This is a genomic window from Sphingobium olei (assembly GCF_042678845.1).
Classification (GTDB): Bacteria; Pseudomonadota; Alphaproteobacteria; order Sphingomonadales; family Sphingomonadaceae; genus Sphingobium; species Sphingobium olei.
The window spans coordinates 54,221-79,371 of the sequence record NZ_JBHTLS010000129.1; the positions used below are offsets into that span (position 1 = coordinate 54,221).

Here is a 25,151-nt window from a genome sequence, read left to right on the forward strand (position 1 = left end):
CGACAACTGAACCGCGATAGCCCTGCGCAAGCGCGATCTGGCTGTCTACTTCGCTGTCCATCCAACCACCCAAGGATGCAGACATGACCTATCACAGTGAAATCGCGGCGGCCGGCGACCGGATCGGCACCGAAGCCAACTGGGACGGCATCGCGGCCGAATCCGTCGCCCGCATGCGCCTTCAGAACCGGTTCCAGACCGGCCTCGACATCGCACGCTATACTGCGCAGATCATGCGCGCCGATATGGCTGCCTATGACGGCGATCCCGCAGCCTACACCCAGTCGCTCGGCTGCTGGCACGGCTTCATCGGCCAGCAGAAGATGATCAGCATCAAGAAGCATTTCGGCACGACCAAGGGGCGCTACCTCTATCTGTCGGGCTGGATGGTCGCCGCGCTGCGCAGCGAATTCGGGCCGCTCCCGGACCAGTCGATGCATGAAAAGACCAGCGTCGCCGCGCTGATCGAAGAACTCTACACCTTCCTGCGTCAGGCTGACGCGCGCGAACTGGGCATGTTGTTCCGCGAGCTGGATGCAGCGAAGGCGGCGGGCGACGCTGTCGCGACGCACCGGCTGCTGCACAAGATCGACGAATATGAAACCCATATCGTCCCAATCATCGCCGATATCGACGCGGGCTTCGGCAATGCGGAGGCGACCTACCTGCTCGCCAAGAAGTTCATCGAGGCGGGCGCCTGCTGCATCCAGATCGAGAACCAAGTGTCCGACGAAAAGCAGTGCGGGCATCAGGACGGCAAGGTCACCGTCCCGCATGAGGATTTCCTCGCGAAGATCCGGGCCGTCCGCTACGCCTTCCTGGAACTCGGCGTGGACGACGGCATCATCGTCGCGCGCACCGACAGCCTGGGCGCTGGCCTCACCAAGCAGATCGCCTACACCCGACAGGCCGGCGACATTGGCGACCTCTATAACGGCTTCCTAGACTGCGATCCCGTCGATCCCGCCGCGATCGGTCATGGCGACGTGCTCATCAGCCGCGACGGCCAGTTGCTGCGTCCCAAGCGCTTGCCCAGCAACCTCTACCAGTTCCGCGCCGGCACCGGCGAGGACCGCTGCGTCCTCGATTGCATCACCGCGCTTCAGAACGGCGCGGACCTGCTGTGGATCGAGACGGAAAAGCCGCATATCGGCCAGATCGGCGGCATGGTCAGCCGCATCCGGGAGGTCATTCCGAACGCCAAGCTGGTCTACAATAATTCGCCCAGCTTCAACTGGACGCTGAACTTCCGCCAACAGGTGTTCGACGCGTGGGAGAAGGAAGGCCGCGACCTCTCCGCCTATGATCGTGCGAAGCTGATGAGCGTCGATTATGACGGTACCGAGCTTGGCGTCGAAGCGGACGAGCGGATTCGCACCTTCCAGAAAGACGCGGCGCGCGAAGCGGGCATCTTCCACCATCTCATCACCCTGCCGACCTATCACACCGCCGCGCTCAGCACGGACAATCTGGCGAAGCGCTATTTCGGTGAGGAAGGGATGCTGGGCTATGTCAAACAGGTCCAGCGCGAGGAAATCCGGCAGGGCATCGCCTGCGTCAAGCACCAGAATATGGCCGGCTCCGACATCGGCGACGACCATAAGGATTATTTCGCGGGCGAAGCGGCACTGAAGGCCGGCGGCGCGCACAACACGATGAACCAGTTCGCAGCCTGACGCCGACGAACGGCTTCGCGGTGTGCGGACCGCGGAGCGCCCCGCCTCCCCGGCAGAAAGCCCGATGCCGCCGGGGAGGCGGGGCGCAAAAAGAATTTCGCGGCCGGCGAGCCGCGATCAGGGCCATCGCGTGGAGACTGCGACACTCGCCACGCGCTTGGGTGGAAGGACTTGACGGCTCGGCGGGACACTCGCCGGGCCGTTTTTTTTAATGGTCTATGCGATGCCCGCCCGTTGCCGCGCCGTCTGCTTCAATATGTCGAGCGGCATCGCGCCCAGCGTCAGCACCTCGTGGAACTTCTTGAGGTCGAAGGCCGCGCCCTGCTTCTTCTTCACCTCTTCGCGCAGGTCGTTCCACACCGTGTGCCCGATCTTATAGCTGCACGCCTGGCCCGGCCAGACGGTGTAACGGTCGATCTCGCCCTGGCTGCGGCCACGCGCGATGCCGGTGGTCGCGATCAGATAATCGGTCGCCTTTTCCCGGCTCCAGCGCTTGGCGTGCATGCCGCTGTCCACCACCAGACGCGTGGCGCGGAACAGCAGCGACTGGAGATAGCCGACCTGTCCGAGCGGATCGCCGTCGTACATTCCCATCTCGTCCGCCAGCTGTTCGGAATAGAGCGCCCAGCCTTCGGTATAGCCGCTAAAGCCGCCCCGCCGCCGGATCATCGGAATGGCATCGGATTCCAGCGCCACCGAAACCTGCAGGTGATGGCCCGGCACCGCTTCATGATGGGTCAGCGTTGCAAGTCCGAATTTCGGCCGGTCGAACGTGTCGCGCAGGTTGATGAAGTAGATGGCCGGCCGCGATCCGTCGAGCGAGGCGTTCTGATAATAGCCGCCCGGCGCGCCCGCCTGGATCGTGACCGGCACGCGGCGTACCTCCACAGGGGCCTTGGGCAATGTGCGGGCTGAGAAGGCTTCGGGCAGGCGTTTGCTCATCGCCACGATCTGGCGGTTGAGCTGCGCCAGCAGCGCCTCGCGCCCCGGATCGGTGTTTGGAAAGAGCTGGTCGGGCCGCTTGTTGAGTTCCACCAGCCGGTCCCCGACGCTGCCCTGCGTCATGCCCTGGCCTTTCAGGATCGTGTCGATCCGGGCGGAGATGCTCGCCACCTGGTCCAGCCCCATCCGGTGGATTTCGTCGCCGGTCAGCCGGGTCGTGGTCGCGGCTTCGGCGGCGGCGGCGTAGAAGGCTTCGCCGTCGGGCAGCCGCCACACGCCGGCGTCATGGCTGGCCTTCGCTCGTAGCTGCTGCACCAGCGCGCGCTGACGATCGACGGCGGGGAAGATCTTCTCCGCCACGATCCGCTCGGCCTGCGTGGCGCGTTCGGGCGGCAGGCCCGCGTCGGCCAGCTTCTTCGCGAAGGACGTGACCAGCACCGTCTGCCCCGCCGGCTGATCGCGCAGCGCCGCCTGCATCTTCATCGTTGTGTCGAGGATATAGTCCGGCGCGAAGACGCCCTTCCCCGCGTCCACCTGCTGCCGGGCGAGTTCCCCGTCCATCGCCGCCGGGAAGGCTTCCAGACGCGACAGGTAGGCGTCGGCGTCCGCCGCGTCCTTCACCCGATGCTGCGAATCGAGGAAGTCGGGCACCTCCCGATAGCTGCCGGTCAGCTGGGACAGGATATAGGGCGCATAGCGGCCAGCCGTCTCGCCATAGCCGAACTGCTCGCCGCCGATCGCCCGGTCGAACTGGTAGGCGACGACATCATAGTCGATCCGGCTCGCTTCGCTCAGCGTCGCGCGGTCGACGGCGGCGAGCTGCTTCGCCTGCGCCTTGGTGCGGGCAAGGTCGCGCGCCACGCCCGCCGCGCTGGTGTCGCTCAGCTTGCCGCGCAACGCCGCGCGCGGTCCGGTGTCTAGGCCCAGCCGCGTCGCGCTTTCGGGTGAATCCGCCAGCCGGTCGTAGAAGAACTGGTCCAGCATCGCGCGGAACCGGGCATCGGCGTCGCTTGCCTGGGCGAAGACATTGGGAGTAGCAGCGGCGATGGCGGACGCGCCACTGGTGACGAGAAACTGGCGTCGGTTCACGACTATGGCTCCATGATCATGGGAAAGGGGCGTCAAGCGCCGCCTGTGGATGCCCCTTTGTGCCGTGAAGACAGGGACTTGGCTAGACCCTGCCTGCGCTTTGCCCGATCGATAAGCCCAGCTTGTGAGCTTGATCGATCGTTGCGCCTGTATCGCTGCCGCCCCATCGGCTATGCCGCGCCCGCAAGGCACGGAGGACTGACGCATGACCTACACCCTCATCACCGCGAACCGGAACTACAGCAGCTGGTCGCTCCGCCCCTGGGTGCTGATGAAGGCGCTGGACATCCCGTTCGAGGACCGGATCGAACCCTTCACATCAGCCGCCAACTATGCCGCCTTCCGCAGCTTCTCGCCTACGGGGCAAGTGCCCGCGCTGGTGGACGGCGACCGCACCGTCTGGGATTCGCTCGGCATCACCCTCTATCTGGCGGACCGGCATCCCGGTGTGTGGCCGGCGGATGAGGTCGCGCGCGCCTTCGCCCAGTGCGCCGCCGCCGAAATGCACAGCGGCTTCACCACGCTGCGCAGCGACTGCACCATGAATGTCGGCGTCCGGGTCGAACCGCACATGCATTCGCCCGCGCTGGGCCGCGATATCGCGCGTCTGCGCGAGCTGTGGGAACAGGGGCTGGACCGGTTTGGCGGCCCCTTCCTGGCGGGGAAGGTCTTCACCGCGATCGACGCCTTCTACGCCCCCGTCGCCTTCCGCGTCCGCACCTACGGCCTCGACGTGGGGCCGGTGGGGCAAGCGTGGGTCGATCACATGCTCGATCATGCCGCCATGAAACAGTGGGAAGCAGAAGCGCTCGCTGAAACATGGCGGGAAGACAGCCATGAGGCGGAGATCGGCGCGGCGGGCCGGATCGTGGCGGACTATAGGGCGGTGTAACTTTCTTGCCTGGCCGATAGGAAAAACAGGGCAAATCGTTCGCCCGCCCTCTTTCCTGATTCTTCGAACGGGTCTAGGGGCTGATCCATCATGGTTAAGCCTCGCACCCTCTATGAGAAGATCTGGGACGCGCATGTCGTGGAGCGCCGCCCGGACGGAACCTGCCTCATCTATATCGACCGCCACCTCGTGCATGAGGTGACGAGTCCCCAAGCGTTCGAGGGACTTCGCATGGCGGGGCGCAAGGTGCGCCGGCCCGACCTGACGCTCGCGGTGCCGGATCACAACCTGCCCACCACCGCGCGGCGGGACGCTGCGGGCAATCGCATCCCCATTGCCGATCCCGAAAGCGCGCAGCAACTCGCCGCGCTGGAACGCAACGCGCCCGAATTCGGCGTCCGACTGATCGGTGACGCCGACCCCGAACAGGGCATTGTCCATGTGATCGGGCCGGAACAGGGCTTCACCCTGCCGGGCACCACCCTGGTCTGCGGCGACAGCCATACCAGCTCGCACGGCGCTCTGGGTGCGCTGGCCTTCGGCATCGGCACCAGCGAGGTGGAGCATGTGCTCGCGACGCAGACGCTGCTGCTCAAACAATCGAAGACGATGGAAGTCGTGGTCGAGGGCGAACTGGCGCCCGGCGTCACGCCCAAGGATGTGGCGCTCGCCATCTGCGGCCGCATCGGCACGGCGGGTGGCACCGGCCATGTCATGGAATATCGCGGCTCCGTATTCCGCGACATGTCGGTCGAAGGGCGGCTGACCGTCGCCAACATGTCGATCGAGGCGGGTGCCCGGTCCGGGCTGTTCGCGCCCGACGAGAAGACTTTCGCTTACCTCAAGGGTCGCCCGATGGCTCCCAAGGGCGCGGAGTGGGACGCGGCGGTCGCCTATTGGAAGACGCTGCACAGCGACGAAGGCGCGATCTTCGACAAGACCGTCGTCATCGACGCCGCCGATATCGTGCCCAGCGTCACCTGGGGCACCAGCCCCGAGGATGTCGTGCCGGTGACAGGCGTCGTTCCCGATCCGGAGAGCTTTGCCGATCCCTCCAAGCAGGCCGCCGCGCGTAAGTCGCTCGACTATATGGGTCTCACCGCCGGGCAGCGGATGCAGGATGTCGCCATCGAACATATCTTCATCGGCAGCTGCACCAACAGCCGGATCGAGGATCTGCGCGCCGCCGCCGCGCTGCTGAAGGGCCGCCACATCGCGCCGGGCGTCAAGCACGCCATGGTCGTCCCCGGCTCCGGCCTGGTGAAGGCTCAGGCGGAAGAGGAGGGGCTGGACCGCATCTTCCTCGACGCCGGTTTCGAATGGCGCGAGCCGGGCTGCTCCGCGTGCCTGGGCATGAACCCGGACAAGGTGCCGGCGGGCGAGCGTTGCGCATCGACCAGCAACCGCAATTTCATGGGCCGTCAAGGCCCCGGATCGCGCACCCATCTGGTGTCGCCCGCCATGGCCGCCGCCGCCGCCATCACCGGCCGGCTGACCGACGTGCGTGAATTGCTGTCATAATAAGGGAGGGGATCGCGATGAAAAAGATATTCTGGCTGCTGACATTGGGCGCGCTCGCCAGCGCGGCGATGGCCGCGACGCTCGGCCGTGCCGAAGACTCGCCGCAGGCGCAGGCGAAGAAGGCGCATTGATGGACAAGCTGACTGTCGTCGAAGGCGGGGCCTATCCGTTCGGGATGAAGAATGTCGATACCGACATCGTCATCCCCGCTCATTGGCTCAAGACCATCTCGCGATCGGGCCTGGGCAAGGGCGCGTTCGAAGTGCTGCGCAAGGAGCCGGGCAACGTCTTCGACGATCCGCGCTATGCCGGCAGCCCGATCCTGATCGCGGGCGACAATTTCGGCTGCGGCTCCAGCCGCGAACATGCCGCCTGGGCGCTTGCCGACCTCGGCATCAAGGTCGTGATCGCCCCCAGCTTTTCCGACATCTTCTCGGGCAACGCGTTCAAGAACGGCATCCTCACCGTGGTCCTGCCGCAGGAAGCAGTGGACCGGCTGCTGGAGGTCGCCAGGACCGATCCGATCCATGTCGATCTGGAAGCGCAGACCGTCACCACCCAGTTCCAGGACCGTTTCTCGTTCGATATCGACCCGTTCCGCAAGCATTGCCTGCTGGGCGGGCTGGACGAGATCGGCCTGACGCTGGGCGAAGTCGATGTGATCGACCGCTACGAAGCGCGACAGGCACAGGAACAGCCCTGGATCGTCCCCGCCGCCGTTGCGTAATGCGTCCGTAGTTCCTATCACAGGATAACGGCACCGCATCAGACAGGGCTCGACACGCATGACCACTTTTGACGATCGCGAAAAGGCGTTCGAAAATATGTTCGCCCACGATCAGGAAATGGAATTCCGCATCCAGGCGCGCCGCAACCGCCTGCTGGGCGAATGGGCCGCGGTGAAGATGGGCCTGACGCCCGAGGAAACCGACGCCTATGCCAAGGCTGTGGTGCAGGCCGATTTCGAGGAAGCGGGCGACGAGGATGTGATCCGCAAGCTGGTGGGTGACATGACCCAGGCCGGCATCGACATCGACGAAGCGGGCGTGCGCGCCGCGCTGGAAGAGCAGGCGGTGATCGCGCGCCGCATGTTCATCGAATAGGACGCATCCCATGCCGATGGCAGCAGACGACATAGCGGACATGATCCGCGCCGCCATTCCCGATGCGGAGGTTGAGATCACCGACCTTGCGGGCGACGGCGATCACTATGCCGCGCGCGTCGTGGCGGAAAGCTTTCGAGGGCTGAGCCGTGTCGCGCAGCAGCGCGCTGTCTATGCCGCGCTCGGCGGACGCATGGGGGGCGTGCTCCACGCCTTGCAACTGACCACCGCCGTTCCCAACTAACCGGCCACAGACATTTCCGCGTGGCCGGCAGGCGCGCCAGACAGATTGGACCAGAAACATGACCGACGCCGTGCAGCAGCGGATCGCCGACATCGTCAACGGCAATGATGTCGTGCTCTTCATGAAGGGCACCCCGCTTTTCCCGCAGTGCGGCTTTTCCAGCCGCGCCATCGCCATCCTCGACCATCTGGGCGTCGCCTATGACACGGTCGACGTGCTGCAGGACCAGGGCATCCGTCAGGGGATCAAGGCCTATTCCGACTGGCCGACCATCCCGCAGCTCTATGTGAAGGGCGAATTTGTCGGCGGCAGCGACATCATGATGGAAATGTACGAAGCCGGCGAACTGCAGCAGCTGATGACCGACCAGGGCGTCGCCGCCGCGAACTGATCGGCCATTGCGAGACAGGGAAGGGCGGTCCGGTTCGGGCCGCCTTTTTTGTGCCGCTGGAATGAAGAATCCTATTTTCTCGTCACCCCGGGCCTGACCCGGGGTCCGGCTTTTTCTTTAAGCGCTTGTATCGGCAAGGGAGCGGGATCCCGGATCAAGTCCGGGGTGACGGCTTATCTCTGTGGGTCAGTTGGAACTCTATCTCGAGATCCCCGATCTGCGACGCCCGCCACCGACCGATCCTCGCGCAATCTCACCACCACATCCGCCCGTGCCGGCGTCTCCGCCAGCATGTGTCGCGTAATCCGGTCATAATGCTGGATGAAGCGCGACAGTTGCGCCGCGTCCATTACGCCCGCACCATCGCCGCTCTGCCGCCGCAGCGCCGCTTCCTGCTCGCCGCGCCACCGTTCCACGACTGCGAAATCGGGCGCGGCCAGGAAGGCAAGCGCATCGATCCGTCCGAACAGCGCCTGATAATCCCCCGCAAGCGCCGCATTCGCATAAGCCCGCCAGCGCCCGTCCGCATCCTCCTCCGCCTCCAGCCGGTTGACGGGCGCGGCCAAATCCTCCTCCGCCTGCGGCCGCGCGCCGACGCACCAGCCTTCCAGGATCAACAGCCTCGTAGCCCCGGGCGCGCGCGGCCAATTGGCCTCCGTCACACGATCGTCCCTTGCCTTGTCGAAGCGAGGCAGGGGCGCCGGCTCGCCCCGCGTCAGCGCGTCGATCACCGCCAGCCCCAGCGCCACGTCATGCGTTCCGGGCACCCCGCGTGTGCGCAGCAGCGGATGCACCTCCGCCGCCAGCCGTTCGCGCTCAGCAAGGGGCAGGTAAAGATCGTCGATAGAGAGCAGCGCGCATGGCACCCCTCTGGCATCCATCCGCGCCTTGATCCCCTGGGCAACCGTCGATTTGCCGCTGCCCTGCGCCCCCGCGATGCCCAGCACCGCCAGCCTCGCGCCTGGCGCCACCAGCCGCCCCGCCAGCGCCACCACGGCCTCAAGCGCGGCCGATGTCGCCATGATCAGCGCGCCGCTACCAGCAGCTTGTCGATCTTGCGCCCGTCCATGTCGACGATCTCGAACCGCCATCCCTGGTCCTCGGCAAAATCGCCGACCTCGGGCAGGCGCTTGAGCAACCACAGCACATGGCCCGCCACCGTCGCATAGTCGCGATCCTCGGGCAGAGATATCTCGATCCGTTCGGCCAGCTGGTCGATCGGCATCTGGCCCGACACCAGCAGGCTGCCATCCTCCCGCTCGACCACATCCGGCTCGTCATAGGCGTCGCGGTCGGAGGCGAAGTGGCCGGCGATCGCGGACAGCAGGTCGGCGGGGGTCACGATCCCCTCGAAATGACCATATTCGTCATGCACCATCACCATCGGCACGTCGGATTTGCGCAGCACTTCCAGCGCGTCCATCGCATCCACCTGATCGGGCACGATCTCCGCCCGCCGCATCAGCGTGTCCATCACCAGCGGCTCGCCCCGGAACAGCGCCGTCATGATGTCGCGCGCCTGCACGATGCCGATAATGTCCTCGACCGACCCTCGGCCCACCGGCAGGCGGGTGTGCGGCGTGGCCAGCAACTTGGCGCGGATCGTCTCCTCGTCCGCGCCGATGTCGATCCAGTCCACGTCCATCCGCTGCGTCATCACCTCGCGCACCGGCCGGTCGGCCAGCCGCACGACGCCCGATATGATCGCCCGCTCGCTTTCCTCGATCACGCCCGATCGGCTGGCTTCCGCCACGATCAGGTGCAATTCCTCGGCCGTCACATGGCTTTCCGATTCTCGCGCCAGCCCCAGCGCCTTGAAGATGAGGCTGCTCGACGCGTCCAGTACCCACACGATGGGGGCAGTGACCTTGGCAAGGCCCATCATGGGCCGGGCGACGACCAGAGCGATCGGCTCGGGCGCGCGCAACGCGAACTGCTTGGGGACAAGCTCGCCGACGATCAGCGAGGCATAGGTAGTGAGGCCGATGACCACCGCAAACCCGATATTTTCCGCCAAATTCGGCGCGACGCCCAGTGCCGCGATCCGCTCGCCCACCGGCCCGCCCAGGCTCGCGCCCGAATAGGCGCCCGTGCCGATGCCGATCAGGGTGATGCCGATCTGGACGGTGGACAGGAATTTGCCGGGGTCCGCCGCCAGCGACAGCGCCGCACCCGCGCCCTTGCGTCCCGCCTTCTCCAGAGCCTGCAATCGTGGTCGCCGCGCTGATACCACGGCGAGCTCCGACATGGCGAACACGCCGTTCAGCGCCACCAGCACGAGGATGATGAGCAGGTCACCCCACGGAAAGGGCGTCAGGGGGGAAGGGGGGATCGTGGCCATGGCGGTCAGCGACTCGCTATAACCGCTATTCTTTCAATTTCACAACATCGCCATCAGCAAGAGTTCAGTTCGGGGGTGGAACAAAGCCGCTCGCTCGGCCTTTTTGACGGCAGCGCGATAACAAGGGACACGCATCATGAAGATTTCTCATCGCATCATCGGCGCGGCTGGCCTGGCCGCCATGCTTGCCACCACCGCCGCCTGCACCACCGATCCCAACACGGGCGAGCGACGCGTGTCGAAGGCGGCGATCGGCGGCATCGGCGGCGCGCTGGGCGGCTATCTGCTCGGCGATCTGGTTGGCGGCCGGCGCGACCGGACCGAAAAGATCCTGGGCGCGGGCATCGGCGCGGTCGCTGGCGCTGGCATCGGCGCCTATATGGACGCGCAGGAACGCAAGCTGCGGGAGGAAACCGCCGGCACCGGCGTGGACGTGATCCGCGACGGTGACAACCTCCTCCTGCGCATGCCCTCCGGCATCACCTTCGCCTATGACAAGGCGGACGTGCAGCCGCAGTTCCAGCCGACGCTGAACGACGTCGCGTCGGTCCTGTCGCAATATCCCAAGACCTATATCGACGTCTATGGCCACACCGACAGCGACGGGTCGGACGCCTACAACCAGACGCTGTCCGAACGGCGCGCTCAGTCGGTTGCCGACTATCTGGTGGGCAAGGGTGTTCAGTCCGCCCGCATCGCGACGCGCGGCTTTGGCGAGACCCAGCCGATCGCGTCCAACGCGACGGAGGAAGGCAAGGCCGCCAACCGCCGCGTCGAAATCAAGATCGCGCCCGTCACCGAAGGCGACGTGCGCGGCTGAAGGGCATCGAGGGGCGGGCCGGTGCGGCTCGCCCCGCTTCTATCAAAAGCTCGCCTTGATCCCGTCGATCACGAACTGCGCGGCTAGCGCCGCCAGCAGCACGCCCAGCAACCGCGTGATGACCGCCTCGATCTTAGCGCCCAGCAGCGCCATGATCGGTCCGGCCGCCAGCAGGGATCCCAGCATCAGCACCAGCGTCAGCATCACCGCGCCCAGCACCGCGCCGCGTTCGGCAAAGCCGTCGGCGCGCGACATCAGCAGCATGACGGTCGCGATCGATCCCGGCCCCGCGATCATCGGCATCGCCATGGGGAAGACGGAGACATCCTCCACCTCGGGCGTCTCGGCGATCTTCTGAGCGCGGTCCTCGCGCCGCTGCGTCCGCTTCTCGAACACCATGTCCATCGCGATGATGAACAGCATCACGCCGCCCGCGATGCGGAAACTGTCGAGCTGGATGCCTAGCACGCCCAGCAGCTGTTTCCCCCACAGCGCGAAGATCAGCAGGATCGCCGTCGCGATGCCGACCGCTCGGATCGCCATCGCACGCCGCTGCGCCTGGCTCGCCCCGGTCGTCAGACTGGCGTAGATGGGCGCGCAGCCGGGCGGATCGATCACCACGAACAGGGTGACGAAGGCGGACAGGAACAGCGCCATCATGACGCCGCAACCTTGTCGTCGATCACGGTTTCATAAGCCTCGCCGGTCCACATCTTCACCGTCACGCGCCGGCTGTTGTCCGCCGCGACATCGGCCGACCAGACAAGGCTCTCGTCAGGTGGGGGCGGCATGTCGCCGGGCTTGGTTCCAGGCGGCGGCGGGGGAGGGGGCGTGCCGCGCTTGCAGGTCGCGACCTTGCCGGTCAGGAAATCGGGGACGGGCCGCGCGGCGCTCAGCGTGTCGCCATGGTCCAGCACCCATTTCCACGCGCCCTTCCTGTCGCGCCGCCAGATGGTGGTGAAATAGCCGACCGACCCGTCCGGCCGCTTCCAGTTGCCCGTACTCGCCGCCAGGCTGCCGCCGCACGACACATAGACGATGGAGGGCGACCATGTGACCGAAGCCGGCGGATCGGCTTTCTTCTTCAGCCAATCGCGCGCCACCACCTTCTGCGGCACGAACATCACCGCGTCGTCCGCCGCCGTCTCCCGAAAGGCGGTCCATTGCCCCTTCTGCTGCGCCAGCCGGTTGAAGGCGATCTCCGCCGCGATCACGCTGCTGGGATCGGGCGAGAAGCGCAGCGGCGGCTTGGCCGCGACCAGCGCTACCGCTCCGACCGCCAGCAGGGCAAGTCGGGCGCGGGTCACAGCCCCTCCGGCTTGGCAAGGCCCGCCCGCGCATGCGCCGCGACCAGCGTATTGCGCAGCAGCACCGCGATGGTCATCGGACCCACCCCGCCAGGAACGGGCGTGATCGCGCGGACATGGGCCAGCGCCTCGGCCGTGGCGACGTCGCCCACGATCCGGCTCTTCGTCGCATCGTCGGGATCCGCCACGCGGTTGATGCCGACGTCGATCACCGTCGCGCCCGGCTTGATCCATTCGCCCCGCACCATCTCCGCCCGGCCGACCGCCGCCACGACGATATCCGCGCGGTGGACCACACTGGCGAGGTCATGGGTGCGGCTGTGCGCGATCGTGACGGTGGCATTTTCCGCCAGCAGCAGCTGCGCCATCGGCTTGCCCACGATGTTGGACCGGCCGACGACCACCGCTTCCTTGCCGCTCAAGTCCCCCAGCTCGTCCTTCAACAGCATGATGCACCCCATCGGCGTGCAGGGGACCAGCGCTTCCTGCCCCGTCGCCAGCCGGCCGGCGTTCACCACATGGAACCCGTCGACATCCTTGGCGGGGTCGATCGCGCCGATCACCGCCGCCTCGTCGATATGCCGGGGCAGCGGCAACTGAACCAGGATGCCGTCCACCCGTTCGTCCTGGTTCAGTTCCTCGATCAGGTCGAGCAGGTCGTCCTCACCGATGCTGTCGGGCCGCTTGAACTCGAAGCTCTCCATGCCGACCGCAACGGTCATCTTGCCCTTGGAGCGGACATAGACGCTGCTCGCCGGGTCTTCGCCCACCAGCACGACCGCCAGGCCGGGCTTGCGGCCCGTCTGCTCGACGAAGGCGGAAACGCCCTCGGCCACCTTGTCGCGCAGCCCGGCCGCGAACGCCTTGCCGTCGATGATCTTGCCGATGGTCATGTCATGTCTACCCAGGTCTGGAGGAGTGGCGAGAGACGCGCTGCATCGCGGGCCGCGCCCGCGATCCGCAACCGCTTTAGCCGGTTGGTGTCGCCCGATTCCAGCGAAATCGCCCCCTTGGGCCAATCCAGCGCGCCAGCCAGAAGGGCGATGAGCGCGGCGTTGGCCTTGCCCTTTTCCGGCACCGCGCGGACGCGGGCGGCCAGCCAGCATGCGCCCGCCTCGTCGGTCCAGTGGCCGCCCAGGCTCTCGCGCGCCGATCCGGGCGTCAGGCGGATGCCGACCAGCATGTCGTTCCCGGCGATGCGCCAGGCGGTCACATCAGGAACAGCGGCGGCAGGATCGCGCGGCGGATGATGAGGATGCCGATCAGCACGACCATGGGCGACAGGTCCAGCGCGCCCAGGTCCGGCATGATGCGGCGGATCGGCGCATAGATGGGCGCGGTGATCCGGTCGAGCGCCGTCCACACCGCGCGGACGAAATCGTTGGACAGGTTGACGACGTTGAAGCCCACCAGCCAGCTCATGATCCCGTGCGCGATGATGATCCACAGCAGGACGGTCAGCAGGATGTCGATAATCTGGTACAGCGCGTAGGCCACGGCGATCTCCGATAAGCACGTCGTGCCGCTCTAGCCGAGGCCGCCCCCCCGCCACAAGCGTTGAGCGCCGCTTCTTCCACCAGCGACATGGAAAATCGGCGAGCGGGGATGGCGCTGGCGGATGCGGAGACTATAGCAGGGGCCATGCACTTCCGGGACGCCTCCGCCGCCGACGCGCCGCTCGTTGCCGCCATGCATGTCGAAAGCTGGCGGCGCGCCTATGCCCACATCCTTGACCCTGCCTGGCTCGGCGGCCCGATCGAGGCGGAACGGCTTGCGCTCTGGACCGCGCGGCTGACCTCGCCGAGGCCGGATCGCCGGGTCATCCTAGCGGAACGGGACGGCGCGCCCCTAGGCTTCGTCTGCGTGGCCGGCGGCGACGATCCGCGCTGGGGTACGCTGGTCGACAATCTCCACGCTTTGCCCGCAGCGCGCGGCACCGGGATCGGCTCGGCGCTGCTGGCGCTCGCCGCGCAATGGGCGCTGGACGGATGGCCGGGCGCGGGCGTCTATCTCTGGTGCTACGCCGAAAACCACGCGGCGCGCGGCTTCTACGCGCATCGCGGCGGCGTGGAGGTGGAGGATGTCGAGAAAGCCGGACCGGACGGGCGGGCCTATCCCGAAAAGCGCATCCATTGGGCTGATCCGGCCGCGCTGCTGCGCTGATCCGACCGGCAGCCTTTATTTCCGCACCAACGTCCCCGCGCCGCGATCGGTGAAGATTTCCAGCAGCATGGCGTGCGGCACCCGCCCGTCCAGGATGACGGCGGCGTCCACGCCGCCTTCCACCGCGCGCACGCAGGTTTCCAGCTTCGGGATCATGCCACCGCTGATCGTGCCGTCCGCTTCCAGTTCATGGATGCCCGCGGGGTCCAGGTCGGTCATCAGCTGCCCCTGCTTGTCCAGCACGCCGGCCACGTCGGTCAGCAGGAAGAATCGAGAAGCCTTCAGCTCCGCCGCGATCGCGCCGGCCATGGTATCGGCGTTCACATTATAGGTATGGCCGTCCGCGCCGATGCCCACCGGAGCCACCACCGGGATGATCCCGCTCTGCGTCAGCGTGTCGAGGATGGACCGGTCGACCGAAACGGGATCGCCCACGAAGCCCAGATCGACATTGCGCTCGATCCCGCTGTTGGGATCGGCCTCGCGCTTGCCCAGCACCTTCTCGCAGAGGACGAGTCCCCCATCCTTGCCGGAGATGCCGACCGCCCGGCCGCCCGCGCCCGCGATCCAGCCGACGATTTCCTTGTTGATCGATCCCGCCAGCACCATCTCCGCGATCTTCGCGGTTTCGGCGTCGGTCACGCGCAGGCCGCCCACGAACTGCGATTCGACGCCCAGTTTCTTGAGCATCGCGCCGATCTGCGGCCCACCGCCATGGACGACCACGACATTGATGCCCACTGCCTTCATCAGCACGACATCCTCGGCAAAGTCGCGCGCCGCTTCCGGGTCGCCCATCGCATGGCCGCCATATTTGACGACGAAGGTCTTGCCCGCATAGCGCTGCATATAGGGCAGGGCCTCGACCAGGACTTCGGCCTTGGCGAGGAGCGCGGGATCGGGGGCGTGCTTGCTGATCATGCGCGCGCGATAGGACCATATGGGCATGGCCGCAAGGTTGACGCGGACCCCATTAGAGACGGAATTGGCATCGACAGCGATGACTTTCCGCGCCTGTAACACGCAAATTCGCGGTTTCGGCCGCATATGGCTTTCAACAGCCATGGCATAAAATGTTATTTTTAAAGAGAAAAATATCGTTAGTTAGCTATCTAATGATATGTGGGGCCGTTTGGCTGTCTACTTCGTTGTCTCTTTAAACGGCCTGCGCATCTAGCCGCCTGCCCAACGCCACCAGCAGGTAAATGACCGGCGGCACGAGCAGCGCCGACAGCACAACCTTCGCCAGCATCTGCCCCAACAGCAATTCGCCGATCGGGAATACCCCGTAAAAGGCGATGCTGACGAACAGCAGCGTATCGACGATCTGCGACAGGATGCTGGCCAGCGCTGCCCGGAACCACAGCAGCCGCCCGCCTTCGCGCCCCTTGAGCGCAGCGAACAGCGTGACGTTCAGCGTCTGGGAAATGCCGTAGGCGATGATCCCGCCCAGCCAGATGCGCGGCGTGCCTCCCATCATCATGGCAAAGGCTTCCGCGCGCTTCGGGTCCATGTCGCCTGCGGGTGGGGCGGCCAGCACGATAATCGACAGCAGGATCGATGCGATCAGCGGCAGGAATCCGATCTGCACCAGGCGATTGGCGACCGCGCGCCCATGCAATTCCGCCACCGCGCTGGAAATCGTGACCAGCAGCAGGAAGGCGAAGATGCCTGCCTCCACCGCAAGCGGCCCGAGCCCGACTATCGGGCCGATCCCGGACAAGGGGCCAAGCGCGACCTGCTTGTTGCCCAGCACGCCCGCGATGCAGACCATGCCGCCATAGAAAATCGAGAAGAAGAAGAGCGAGCGGCTGATGGGCGCGGGCGTCGAAGTCATCGCCGGGCCTTATCGGGATTTGTCCGACGGGGGAAGGGGCGGACTGCCGCTCACCTCTCCTGCGTGGCCGTCGGGCGGAGGAAGGGCAGCATATGCGCGACATAGTCGCCCTTGCCCAGCACCACGCCCTGTGCGCGCAGGATGGCGTAGGCAATCATCACATGGAAATAGAATTGGGCCAGCACCCAGTCGCGCACATATTGATCGGCGGTGAAGTCGAACGTCATGCCGATGGGCAACGCATGCGCGATCGGCCGCTGCGGATCGCCGTCGCCCGGCTCGAACCCGTCCAGCAGCGCCAGCGTCTGCGCGATCCGCGCCTGCGCGTCCGCCAGCGTGCCGGGCTGCTCGCCGGCATTGCGGCCTTCGTTCAGCAGGTCGGTCAGCGACGCGGGAAAATCCTCGCCCTTCAGCCGATGCATCCCCTCGCGCGCCTGGACGCAGGCGAAGCGGACCTGCGTCGCCAGCGGGAACATGTCGGGCGCCAGGCGGGCGGCGGACAGCGCGTCGCCATCGATGCCCTCCTGCGCTCCCGCCTTGTCGAGCCAGCCGGACAGGGTGCGCAACATCGGTGCGCAGGTGGAGACGAGCAGTGTTTCAGGCGTCATGGCCGCCCCGCAACGATGCCCGCAGAATCAACCCGATGCCGCCGGCGACGCGTGTCGCTCATTCGCTCTTGGGGGCGGCCGGACCGCCAGCGGGCGCGGCGTTGGCGGCCGCGGTGCCGTTGACGCTTTCGGCCGCGTTGGTCGAATTGCCAGCGGCTTCCTCGGCGCTCGCGCTCGCATCGGCCGGAGCGGCGTCGGCGGCGGGCAGCGGCAGGTTGGAACCCTGGGTGTTGAGCCAGGCGATCAGGTTGGCGCGGTCGGCCGGATTACCCAGACCAGCGAAGGTCATCTTGGTGCCGGGCGCGAATTCGCGCGGACTGGTCAGCCAGTGATCCAGATTCTCGAAGGTCCAGGCGCCGCCCTTGCTCTTGAGCGCGTCGGAGAAGGCGAAGCCGCCCTTGCCCTGGCCGATCGGCTCGCCGACCGTGGCGTACAGATTCGGGCCGATGCCGTTCGCGCCGCCCTGGTTCACGGTATGGCATGCGGCGCACTTGGCGAAGACCTTCTCGCCCGCCGCGACATCGGCGCTGGCCAGCAGCGTGTTGAGGCCCGGGCCGCTCGCAGCCCCTGCGCCTTCGGCTTCCACGCCTTCGATCGTATAGCCCATCTTTTCGGGCCGATGTCCGTCGAAATATTTGGAACTGACGATCCCACCGCCCAGGGCGATGATCCCCGCAAACAAAGCCCAGCCCGCCACGGTATTGAAACGATCGCCCATCTCGATTGACTTCCCTTACCTTTTCGTCGGCGGCTGTCAGTCGTGCCCCCTCTTGCCGGTTGCCATAATGGCGGACACGCGAGCGCGCAAGCCGCGTTGCGCCCTTTGCGTTCAGCCTTGCTTGCGCTGGCCCGGCGGAAACCTTAAGCGCACCGGCGCCCATGGAAAATTATCCCGCTCCCGCCCGCGCCATCGTCGCGGACCTCGCTGCAAAGGCCGCTGCCGATCCGTCGCGCGCCGTCGCCTATCAGGGCGCGCCCGGTGCCAATTCGCATCTGGCCGCGCTCGGCTATGCGCCCGATTGCGTGCCGCTGCCCTGCTTCGCGTTCGAGGATGCGATCGACGCCGTGCGGACGGGGCAGGCGGCGCGCGCCATCATCCCGATCGAAAACAGCCTGCACGGGCGCGTGGCGGACATGCATTTCCTGCTGCCCGAATCGGGTCTCAGAATCGTCGACGAATATTTCCTGCGCATCCGCCATTGCCTGATGGCTCCGGACACGACGCCTGTGAAGAGCGCCATCAGCCACCCGCAAGCGCTGGGCCAGTGCCGCCATTATCTGCGTGAGCGCGGCATTCAGCCTGTCGCCTATGCCGACACGGCGGGCGCCGCGGCGCTGGTCGCGGAAACGCGCATTGCTGGCGAAGGGGCGATCGCGCCCTACCTCGCCGCCGAACTGTACGGGCTGCGTCTCGTCGCGGAGAATATCGAGGACAGCGACGACAATATGACGCGCTTCCTGGTGCTGGCGCGCGAGCCCAGGATGCCACAGGCGAACGTTGGCCCGGTTATGACCACCTTCCTGTTCGAGGTGAAGAATATTCCCGCCGCCCTCTACAAGGCGATGGGCGGTTTCGCGACGAATGGCGTCAATATGACCAAGCTGGAAAGCTACCAGCGCGGCGCGAGCTTTGCGGCAACGGAATTCTTCTGCGATATCGAAGGGATGCCGGGTGATCCGGCGGTCGATCGCGCCCTGGCAGAGCTGGAATTTCACACCAAATGGGTTCGTCAGCTCGGCAGCTACCGACAGGCCCGTCCGCGCACTTGAGCGTGACGCGTCGCGGCGGCCGGGCTATAGAATGACGATGGTCGCCGCCATCCTCCTGTCTGCCCTTACCATGAGCGTCATCGTCGGCGTGCGCTATCTGCTGGCGAGCGGCGGCTTCGCGTTGGCGACCCGGATCCGGCAGCCGGGCCTCTATCGCGGTCTTGAGCGGCAAATGGGGCGGGAGGTTGCCTGGTCTTTGCTCTCCGCGCTGATCTACGGCGTTCCGGCGGGCGTGGTGGCCTGGGGCTGGCAGGCGCGGGGATGGACCCGCATTTACACGCAGGTGAGCGACTATCCGCTCTGGTGGCTGCCCGTCTCCGTCCTGCTTTATCTTTTGGCACACGACACCTGGTTCTACTGGACGCATCGCTGGATGCACCGGCCCCGCCTGTTCCGCATCGCCCACGCCGTCCACCACGCCAGCCGCCCGCCCACTGCCTGGGCGGCGATGAGCTTCCATCCCTGGGAGGCGCTGACCGGCGCGGTGGTCATCCCGGCGCTCGTCTTCCTCATCCCCATCCATGTCGGCGCGCTTGGAATGGTGCTGACGATCATGACGGTCATGGGCGTCAGCAATCATATGGGGTGGGAGATGTTTCCGCGCTGGCTGGTGCGCGGGCCGATCGGCGGCTGGCTCATCACCGCCAGCCATCATCAGCGGCATCATGACCAGTATCGCTGCAATTACGGCCTCTACTTCCGGGTCTGGGATCGGCTATGCGGCACCGACCGGGGACTGGGGAATTTTGAAGGGGTGAAGGCATGAAGGCGGGCAGGGCGGCGCTGATCGCGGCGATGATGGCGTTGACCGGGGCCGCCCCCATCGATCTGCCGCAGCCGCTCAGCATGGACCTGCTCGGCCTCCGGTCGGAACGGGGCAAGGTGCTGGTTTGCGTCACCCGCCGGCCCGATCATTTTCCCGACTGCCGCGCGGATCCCGACCGGCGCTATTTTTCCGTGCCGGCCAAGGCGGGAGACATCGGCCTCGGATCCCTTACGCCGGGTAAATACGCGATCGCGATCATCCATGATGAAAATGGCAACGGCCGACTCGACACCTTTGCCGGTATCCCGCGCGAAGGTGTCGGCTTCTCGCGCAACCCGGTCCTGCGCTTCGGCGCGCCCAGCTTCAAGGCGGCCAGTTTCTCCGTCGCAGGGTCGGCCGTGGAACAGGATGTGCGGCTCAAATATTTCCTCTGACGGGTCGGGCGATCCGACGGACCCTTCCCTTGCGCCCATGGGGTGACGCGCCCCATATTGCGGTCTATGGGCGGGCGAACCCGCATGAACGGCAGGAGATTGAAGCGTGGCGACCCTTGGACTGAGCGACACCGAAAAGGCGGCGGTGGAGGCGTTTCGTCGCGATGTGGTGGATCCGTCGCGCACCAGTCTGGTGATCGTCGATTTCTGGGCGGAATGGTGTGGCCCCTGCAAGCAGCTTGCCCCGGTGATCGAGAAGGTGTGCGCCGAATATGCGCCCAAGGGCGTCAAGCTGGTCAAGGTCAATGTCGACGAAAGCGGCTTCATCGCAAGCCAGTTCCGTGTCCAGTCCATCCCGACCGTCTATGCCGTCTTTCAGGGCCAGCCCGTCGCGGACCTGAGCCAGGCACGCACCGAAGGGCAGCTCAAACAGTATCTTGATCAGATCCTTGCCCAGCTTCCGATCCAGTCGGACGAAAAGGCGCTGGCGGAGGAGGTCGCCCCGCTGATCACTATGGGCGAGGATCTGCTGGCCGGGGGTGAGGCGGATCGCGCGCTGTCCGTCTTCTCGCAGATTGCGGACATGGACCCCGACAATGCCGAAGTCGTGTCGGGACAGGCACGCGCGCTGGTCGCGCTGGGCCAACTGGACGCAGCCGAAGCCGTGCTTGCGGCGCTACCAATGGATGCCGCGAAACATGCGTCGGTCGATCAGGCGCGTGCCGCCATCGCGCTCGCCCGCGATGCAAAGCCCGTGGCCGACCTGTCGGGCATAGAGGCGAAGGTCGCCGCCGATCCCGACGATCATGACGCGCGGTTCGAACTGGCTGGCGGCCTGATGGCCAATGGCGACCGCGACGGGGCGGCCGACGCGCTGCTGGAGATCGTCCGACGAGACCGTGAATGGAAGGACGGCGCGGCCAAGGCGCAGTTGCTCAAAATTTTCGAGGCGGTCGGGCTGGAAGACCCATGGGTCGCCGGGCAGCGTCGCAAGCTGTCGCAAATCCTCTTCTCGTAACCGCGATGCCGCTGGCGCGCGTCTCGATCTTCCCCTTGTCCGGCGCGCTGCTGCTGCCGGGCATGGAACTGCCGTTGCACATCTTCGAGCCGCGATACCGGGCGCTCATCCATGATGCGATGGCGCGCGACCGCCGGATCGGCATGATCCAGCCGCGCGGGGCAGGGGCCGTGCCGCCCTTGTTCGACATGGGGTGCCTGGGCCATGTCAGCCATATCGAAGCGCTGGAGGATGGACGCTTCAACATCATCCTGACCGGCCTTGCCCGCTTCCGCGTGGTGCGGGAACTGGCTGTCTCCACCCAGTTCCGCCAGGTCGAGGCGGAGGTGGAGCAGGCGCCGCAGGACGACGACATACTCGCGGCCGTGGAGCGGGCCGCGCTGGAACAGGAATCGCGCCGCTTCGCCGATTCGCTCGGCTATGTCGTCGACTGGACGGCGGTGTCGCGGCTCGATGATCTGGCGCTGGTCAACGGCATCGCGCAGATCGCGCCCTTCGATCCCGCCGCCAAGCAGACGCTGCTGGAGGCCGACACGCTGTCCGAACGGGCGGATCGCATCATTCAGTTGATGCAGATCGTCGGCCGGATAGAGCGGGACGGCGGCGCGACCATGCAATGAACGTCGCGCCGCCCGTCGATCCCTGGCTGCTCGAAAAACTGGTGTGTCCGCTCACTCGCACGCCCTTGCGCTGGGACGCGGAGCGTCAGGCACTGGTTTCCGATGCGGCTGGTCTCGCCTTTCCGGTGCGGGACGGCGTGCCGGTGCTGCTGGCGCGTGAGGCTGTCCCGCTCTGACCTCTATTTGAACGCGGCGATGCACTCCACCTCCAGCGGAGCACCGAGCGCCAGCCCGGTCGTGCCGAAGGCGCTGCGCGCCGGCAGGCGCTTGCCCTCGAAGTAAGGGACATAGGCGGCGTTGAAGCGCGGCCAGTCCGCCATGTCATTCAGCATCACCGTGCATTTGACGACATGCTCGAAGCCCACGCCGTTGTCCTTCAATATCCGGCCGATCGAATCCATCGCGTTGCGCACGGCTGCGTCAAACCCCTCCTTGTGCCTGTCCATGCCGGCGGGCACCTGTCCGATCTGGCCCGACATGTAGAGGATGTCGCCCACCCGCACGGCGGGGGAGAAAGGCGGTTTCGCCGGCATCGCCTGCGGTGCGGGTGCAGGCTGCGCGGCAAGCGGCCCGGCGGCCAGCAGCAGGGCGGAGGCGATCAAGCGCTTCATAACTCTCTCCCAAAAAAGTCAGGCCCGCGGCAGGGCAGCGATCTTCTCGAATCGGCACCGAGCCGGCAGCATCATCGTTCGTTTGCTGATGGTCCGGGCTAACGTCATGACCTCGCTTTCCCAAGAAAAAGGGCCGGTCCTTAACCGGACCGGCCCTTTCATGTCCCGATGGTCAGAACTTGATTGTGGCGCGCGCGTAATAATAGCCGCCGTTGGTGCCATAGGCGCCGTGCCCGTAGGGCGCGTTGATCGTGCCCGAATTGTTGATGTAGGGCGACGATCCGTTGGTCGGCCAGGTCGCCGGATTATAATTGGCGACCAGCGGCGGGATTTCCGGCTTCTTGTCGAACAGGTTGTTCGCGCCGATCGCGATGTTGGCGAAATCGGTGATGTCATAGTCGAGTTCGAGATCGACGATCGCCGCCGGCTTCACTTCGGCATTGTAATAAGATTGGCCGTTCGACAGCAGGATCGGAGCGGGCAGCCCTGATCCGGGGCCTTGGCAGCCGGCAGAGCAGGCGGCGTTCGGCTGCGAATATTGGAAGACGCTGCTGTAATAGTTGACGCGGGCATTGGCGCCGAACCGCCCGCTGGTGAAGGTCGCGTTGAAATTGCCCTTGAATTTGGGGCTGGCCGCCTCGATCGTCTGTTCGGACGTCGGGCTGAACAGTGTTCCCAGCTTGTTCTTCGTGACCTTGGTGACGTTGTAGTTGGCGCCGACCGTCAGGTCGAGCTTGCCGAAGTCGAGCTGGACCGGATAGCGCGCGGCAAATTCAATCCCCTTCGTCACCGTATCGATGCCGTTGGTGAAGGTCTGAATGCCGAGCGCGCCGTTGCTGAGCACGGTCGGGTCGAGGGCCTTGCCGCTCGCCGCGATCGCCGCGCGTACCAGATCATAAGGCGTAAGGCCATTGATCAGCGGCGTCAGGACACGCGTGGGCGGCGTCGTCAGCGAGTTGAAGCGCTGTCCGGTAATGGTGCCTGAAGACACGATCCGGTCCTTGATCTTGATATAGTAGCCGTCGAGCGTGATCGCCAGCTTGGGCACCGGGCGGAACACGAGGCCGGCGGACAGATTGACCGACTTTTCCGGGCCGAGCGCGCCGAAGCCAGCGCTCGCCGAACCGGGCGAACTGGGCGCGAGTTGCAGGGTCGCAGAGGTCGGCCCGACGTTGGTCGACGAATAGCCCGATTCCTGGAGCGACGGCGCGCGGAAGCCGGTGCTGGCCGTGGCGCGGAGCGCGAACGCGTCGGAGAAATCGTAACGCGTCGTGAGCTTGCCGATCTGCGTATCGCCGAAGTCGCTATAATCCTCGTAGCGGCCGGCCAGATCGACCGTCCATTCCGGGACGGGGTTGAAGGCGACATCGACATAGATCGACTTGGCGTTGCGCCGCGTTGTGCCGGCGTCGCTGGCGGCGTAGCCGGGGAAGGATTGACCGCCCTCGATATAGAGCGAAAGCGGATCGCCCTGACCGATCTCATAGCTTTCCCGGCGATATTCGACACCGAACGCCAGGGTCAGCGGATCGTCGAAGCCGACGTCGAACTCCTTCCGGATGTCCAGCGTGCCCACATATTGGTTGAACTGGAACTTACCGTCGTAGAAGTCGCTGGGCGACTGGCCCGTGTTGACGAACAACGAGGCGTTGACCGAATGGGTCGTATAGACCTTCGCCACGTCCTCCGAATAGCTGGCGGCCAGATCCCAGTTCCATCCGTCGCCAAGCTCGCCCTTCAGCCCGCCGGTGAAGGAAAATTCATTCTGTTTCACCTCGATATGCGGGATCAAACCGGTCTGGCGGGAAGTGCCGAAACAATTTGTTGGATCGGTGGTGGTCGCGACCCAGACACCCTGCGCGTTCTGCGTGCGGCAAAGACGGGTCGGGTGGCGATAGCCCTGGAGCGCGTCGCCGTGCCGGTAGGAAATGTCGCCGAATGAGTAGAGTTCGACCCCGCCGAAATCATAGCCCATATTGTAGAAGCCCAGCGTCAGCTTGGACTTGGGCTGGCCACCATTGACGTTGGCGGTGCAATTGACGGCATTGCAGGCGTCCAGGAAAGGCTTGAACGCGGCCGAAACGTTGGTGACGGTCGTACCGTTATAGTTTTTCACCGACATCTGGCCATCGCCGACCGTGGTATAATCGTTTCTGCGGTGAAACAGCGAGATGTCTAGGAAGCCATCCTCGCCCAGCGGCATGCCGAAATTGCCGCTGGCGCTGTAGGTCGTACCTTCGCCGTCATAATATTCGCCGGCGTTGAGGCGAATGGCGCCTCCCTCCCGCTCGTCCTTCAGGATGATGTTGATGACGCCGGCGATCGCATCGGAGCCATATTGAGCGGCTGCGCCGTCCTGAAGGATTTCGATCCGCTTGACCATGTCCGGCGGAATGAGGTCGATGCTGGGGGCGGCGGAGCCGCCGAACGCGCCATTGATGACCTGAAGAATGGAGTTACCGTGACGGCGCTTGCCATTTACCATCACCAGCGTGTGATTGGGCGAAAGGCCGCGCAGGCGCGCGCTCAGCGAGAAGCTTGCCATGTCGGTGCCCTGGGTCTGCGCCTGGAAGGAGGGCGTCAGCTGGGTCAGCGCCTGATTGAGGTTGGGTTGACCGATCCTGGTCAGCGCTTCTTCGCCAATGACCTGGATGGGTGCTGCGGATTCGGCGGCCTCGACCCCAACGGCGCGCGTTCCCGTGACGATGATGGCGGCGCCTTCGTCAGCCTGCGGCTCCTGCGGCATATCCTGCGCCATGGCGCAGGCGGACCAGGACGAGGCCAGGACCAGAGAAAGTTTGAGTGCGGATAAGCGTGTCATTCATGCCCCCTGTTCTGCGATCGTTTGATGACAGAAGAAGGGAACGAACCAGGGATGCAGAGCCGCTACTGCGGCGCACAAAATTCGCAATATTGGCTAATGTTGCTGCCGTATTTCCGACATTTTATGGCTGGGAACAGGTGGTTTTTCCAACACTTGCGATATGTGTCGACATTG

General features: G+C 65.6%; 29 protein-coding genes. 15 read left to right on the forward strand and 14 right to left on the reverse strand.

Translation table 11 applies throughout. The features are described 5' to 3' along the window. The first annotated feature begins 83 nt into the window (after window positions 1–83). On the forward strand, window positions 84–1,676 hold the full coding sequence (locus ACFQ24_RS13810; protein ID WP_380912145.1) for an isocitrate lyase: 1,593 nt from the start codon (window positions 84–86) through the stop codon (window positions 1,674–1,676). A 216-nt stretch (window positions 1,677–1,892) separates the two neighbouring features. On the opposite strand, the gene ACFQ24_RS13815 is transcribed toward ACFQ24_RS13810, so the two are convergent. Then, window positions 1,893–3,707 carry a DUF885 domain-containing protein gene (locus ACFQ24_RS13815; RefSeq protein WP_380912147.1) on the reverse strand — a complete coding sequence of 605 codons (1,815 nt, stop codon included), beginning with the start codon at window positions 3,705–3,707 and terminating at the stop codon, window positions 1,893–1,895. A gap of 205 nt (window positions 3,708–3,912) precedes the next feature. Here ACFQ24_RS13815 and ACFQ24_RS13820 point away from each other — a divergent pair, with 205 nt between their 5' ends. The 6 genes from ACFQ24_RS13820 (at window position 3,913) to grxD (ending at window position 7,858) form a co-directional block, all read left to right on the forward strand. Beyond that, window positions 3,913–4,599, forward strand: a complete 687-nt coding sequence (locus ACFQ24_RS13820; RefSeq protein WP_380912149.1) for a glutathione S-transferase family protein — start codon at window positions 3,913–3,915, stop codon at window positions 4,597–4,599. A 90-nt stretch (window positions 4,600–4,689) separates the two neighbouring features. Further along, complete coding sequence (leuC, locus tag ACFQ24_RS13825; RefSeq protein WP_380912151.1) at window positions 4,690–6,120, forward strand: 3-isopropylmalate dehydratase large subunit; 1,431 nt, start codon at window positions 4,690–4,692, stop codon at window positions 6,118–6,120. A gap of 130 nt (window positions 6,121–6,250) precedes the next feature. Then, a complete protein-coding gene (leuD, locus tag ACFQ24_RS13830) occupies window positions 6,251–6,847 on the forward strand; it encodes a 3-isopropylmalate dehydratase small subunit (protein ID WP_380912153.1) in 597 nt (198 codons plus the stop codon). Between the two features lie 58 nt (window positions 6,848–6,905). Then, window positions 6,906–7,223, forward strand: coding sequence for a DUF1476 domain-containing protein (locus tag ACFQ24_RS13835; protein WP_380912155.1), 318 nt, complete (start codon window positions 6,906–6,908; stop codon window positions 7,221–7,223). A gap of 10 nt (window positions 7,224–7,233) precedes the next feature. Beyond that, entirely contained in the window at window positions 7,234–7,467 is a 234-nt protein-coding gene (locus ACFQ24_RS13840) for a BolA/IbaG family iron-sulfur metabolism protein (protein WP_380912157.1), read from the forward strand. Between the two features lie 58 nt (window positions 7,468–7,525). Continuing rightward, the gene (gene grxD / locus ACFQ24_RS13845; RefSeq protein WP_380912159.1) at window positions 7,526–7,858 is read left to right on the forward strand and encodes a Grx4 family monothiol glutaredoxin; all 333 of its coding nucleotides are present in this window, start codon (window positions 7,526–7,528) and stop codon (window positions 7,856–7,858) included. 173 nt (window positions 7,859–8,031) lie between these two features. Here grxD and ACFQ24_RS13850 read toward each other — a convergent pair whose 3' ends face one another. Both ACFQ24_RS13850 and ACFQ24_RS13855 read right to left on the reverse strand, forming a co-directional pair. Further along, entirely contained in the window at window positions 8,032–8,880 is an 849-nt protein-coding gene (locus tag ACFQ24_RS13850; RefSeq protein ID WP_380912161.1) for a kinase, read from the reverse strand. 2 nt (window positions 8,881–8,882) lie between these two features. Beyond that, window positions 8,883–10,199, reverse strand: a complete 1,317-nt coding sequence (locus ACFQ24_RS13855) for a hemolysin family protein (RefSeq protein ID WP_380912163.1) — start codon at window positions 10,197–10,199, stop codon at window positions 8,883–8,885. Between the two features lie 136 nt (window positions 10,200–10,335). Here ACFQ24_RS13855 and ACFQ24_RS13860 point away from each other — a divergent pair, with 136 nt between their 5' ends. Further along, on the forward strand, window positions 10,336–11,019 hold the full coding sequence (locus ACFQ24_RS13860; protein ID WP_380912165.1) for an OmpA family protein: 684 nt from the start codon (window positions 10,336–10,338) through the stop codon (window positions 11,017–11,019). Window positions 11,020–11,061: 42 nt separating this feature from the next. On the opposite strand, the gene ACFQ24_RS13865 is transcribed toward ACFQ24_RS13860, so the two are convergent. Genes ACFQ24_RS13865 through ACFQ24_RS13885 form a run of 5 tightly spaced genes read right to left on the reverse strand, consistent with a single transcriptional unit; the run spans window position 11,062 to window position 13,823 of the window. Further along, window positions 11,062–11,679, reverse strand: a complete 618-nt coding sequence (locus ACFQ24_RS13865) for a MarC family protein (protein ID WP_380912167.1) — start codon at window positions 11,677–11,679, stop codon at window positions 11,062–11,064. Beyond that, on the reverse strand, window positions 11,676–12,326 hold the full coding sequence (locus tag ACFQ24_RS13870) for a YybH family protein (RefSeq protein WP_380912169.1): 651 nt from the start codon (window positions 12,324–12,326) through the stop codon (window positions 11,676–11,678). The genes ACFQ24_RS13865 and ACFQ24_RS13870 overlap by 4 nt, the downstream gene beginning before the upstream one ends. Continuing rightward, on the reverse strand, window positions 12,323–13,219 hold the full coding sequence (folD, locus tag ACFQ24_RS13875) for a bifunctional methylenetetrahydrofolate dehydrogenase/methenyltetrahydrofolate cyclohydrolase FolD (RefSeq protein WP_380912171.1): 897 nt from the start codon (window positions 13,217–13,219) through the stop codon (window positions 12,323–12,325). Before folD ends, ACFQ24_RS13870 begins: the two co-directional genes overlap by 4 nt. Further along, window positions 13,216–13,539: a DUF167 family protein gene (locus ACFQ24_RS13880; RefSeq protein WP_380912173.1), complete on the reverse strand. Its 324-nt coding sequence runs from the start codon at window positions 13,537–13,539 to the stop codon at window positions 13,216–13,218. The genes folD and ACFQ24_RS13880 overlap by 4 nt, the downstream gene beginning before the upstream one ends. Beyond that, window positions 13,536–13,823 carry a YggT family protein gene (locus ACFQ24_RS13885; RefSeq protein WP_066771571.1) on the reverse strand — a complete coding sequence of 96 codons (288 nt, stop codon included), beginning with the start codon at window positions 13,821–13,823 and terminating at the stop codon, window positions 13,536–13,538. The genes ACFQ24_RS13880 and ACFQ24_RS13885 overlap by 4 nt, the downstream gene beginning before the upstream one ends. A 144-nt stretch (window positions 13,824–13,967) precedes the next feature. Here ACFQ24_RS13885 and ACFQ24_RS13890 point away from each other — a divergent pair, with 144 nt between their 5' ends. Beyond that, window positions 13,968–14,489 (forward strand): GNAT family N-acetyltransferase, encoded by a 522-nt coding sequence (locus ACFQ24_RS13890; RefSeq protein WP_380912176.1) that lies wholly within the window; start codon window positions 13,968–13,970, stop codon window positions 14,487–14,489. 15 nt (window positions 14,490–14,504) lie between these two features. Here ACFQ24_RS13890 and argB read toward each other — a convergent pair whose 3' ends face one another. From argB to ACFQ24_RS13910, 4 genes are all read right to left on the reverse strand, one after another. Beyond that, window positions 14,505–15,410 carry an acetylglutamate kinase gene (argB, locus tag ACFQ24_RS13895; protein ID WP_380912178.1) on the reverse strand — a complete coding sequence of 302 codons (906 nt, stop codon included), beginning with the start codon at window positions 15,408–15,410 and terminating at the stop codon, window positions 14,505–14,507. A 235-nt stretch (window positions 15,411–15,645) separates the two neighbouring features. Beyond that, window positions 15,646–16,326, reverse strand: coding sequence for a queuosine precursor transporter (locus tag ACFQ24_RS13900; protein ID WP_380912180.1), 681 nt, complete (start codon window positions 16,324–16,326; stop codon window positions 15,646–15,648). A 50-nt stretch (window positions 16,327–16,376) separates the two neighbouring features. After that, complete coding sequence (locus ACFQ24_RS13905) at window positions 16,377–16,934, reverse strand: DUF1993 domain-containing protein (RefSeq protein ID WP_380912182.1); 558 nt, start codon at window positions 16,932–16,934, stop codon at window positions 16,377–16,379. A 58-nt stretch (window positions 16,935–16,992) separates the two neighbouring features. Next, a complete protein-coding gene (locus ACFQ24_RS13910) occupies window positions 16,993–17,652 on the reverse strand; it encodes a c-type cytochrome (RefSeq protein WP_380912184.1) in 660 nt (219 codons plus the stop codon). A gap of 161 nt (window positions 17,653–17,813) precedes the next feature. Here ACFQ24_RS13910 and ACFQ24_RS13915 point away from each other — a divergent pair, with 161 nt between their 5' ends. From ACFQ24_RS13915 to ACFQ24_RS13940, 6 genes are all read left to right on the forward strand, one after another. Next, complete coding sequence (locus ACFQ24_RS13915; protein WP_380912186.1) at window positions 17,814–18,704, forward strand: prephenate dehydratase; 891 nt, start codon at window positions 17,814–17,816, stop codon at window positions 18,702–18,704. Between the two features lie 37 nt (window positions 18,705–18,741). Then, entirely contained in the window at window positions 18,742–19,470 is a 729-nt protein-coding gene (locus ACFQ24_RS13920; protein ID WP_380912314.1) for a sterol desaturase family protein, read from the forward strand. After that, the gene (locus ACFQ24_RS13925) at window positions 19,467–19,904 is read left to right on the forward strand and encodes a DUF2141 domain-containing protein (protein WP_380912188.1); all 438 of its coding nucleotides are present in this window, start codon (window positions 19,467–19,469) and stop codon (window positions 19,902–19,904) included. The genes ACFQ24_RS13920 and ACFQ24_RS13925 overlap by 4 nt, the downstream gene beginning before the upstream one ends. Window positions 19,905–20,010: 106 nt before the next feature. After that, window positions 20,011–20,922, forward strand: a complete 912-nt coding sequence (locus ACFQ24_RS13930) for a tetratricopeptide repeat protein (protein ID WP_380912190.1) — start codon at window positions 20,011–20,013, stop codon at window positions 20,920–20,922. Between the two features lie 5 nt (window positions 20,923–20,927). After that, entirely contained in the window at window positions 20,928–21,542 is a 615-nt protein-coding gene (locus ACFQ24_RS13935) for an LON peptidase substrate-binding domain-containing protein (RefSeq protein ID WP_380912316.1), read from the forward strand. Next, the gene (locus ACFQ24_RS13940; protein ID WP_380912192.1) at window positions 21,539–21,718 is read left to right on the forward strand and encodes a Trm112 family protein; all 180 of its coding nucleotides are present in this window, start codon (window positions 21,539–21,541) and stop codon (window positions 21,716–21,718) included. The genes ACFQ24_RS13935 and ACFQ24_RS13940 overlap by 4 nt, the downstream gene beginning before the upstream one ends. A gap of 3 nt (window positions 21,719–21,721) precedes the next feature. Here the strand turns inward: ACFQ24_RS13940 and ACFQ24_RS13945 are convergent, their stop codons facing one another. Both ACFQ24_RS13945 and ACFQ24_RS13950 read right to left on the reverse strand, forming a co-directional pair. Then, window positions 21,722–22,153 (reverse strand): RidA family protein, encoded by a 432-nt coding sequence (locus tag ACFQ24_RS13945; RefSeq protein ID WP_380912194.1) that lies wholly within the window; start codon window positions 22,151–22,153, stop codon window positions 21,722–21,724. Window positions 22,154–22,325: 172 nt separating this feature from the next. Continuing rightward, entirely contained in the window at window positions 22,326–24,974 is a 2,649-nt protein-coding gene (locus tag ACFQ24_RS13950; RefSeq protein WP_380912196.1) for a TonB-dependent receptor plug domain-containing protein, read from the reverse strand. Window positions 24,975–25,151: the final 177 nt, after the last annotated feature.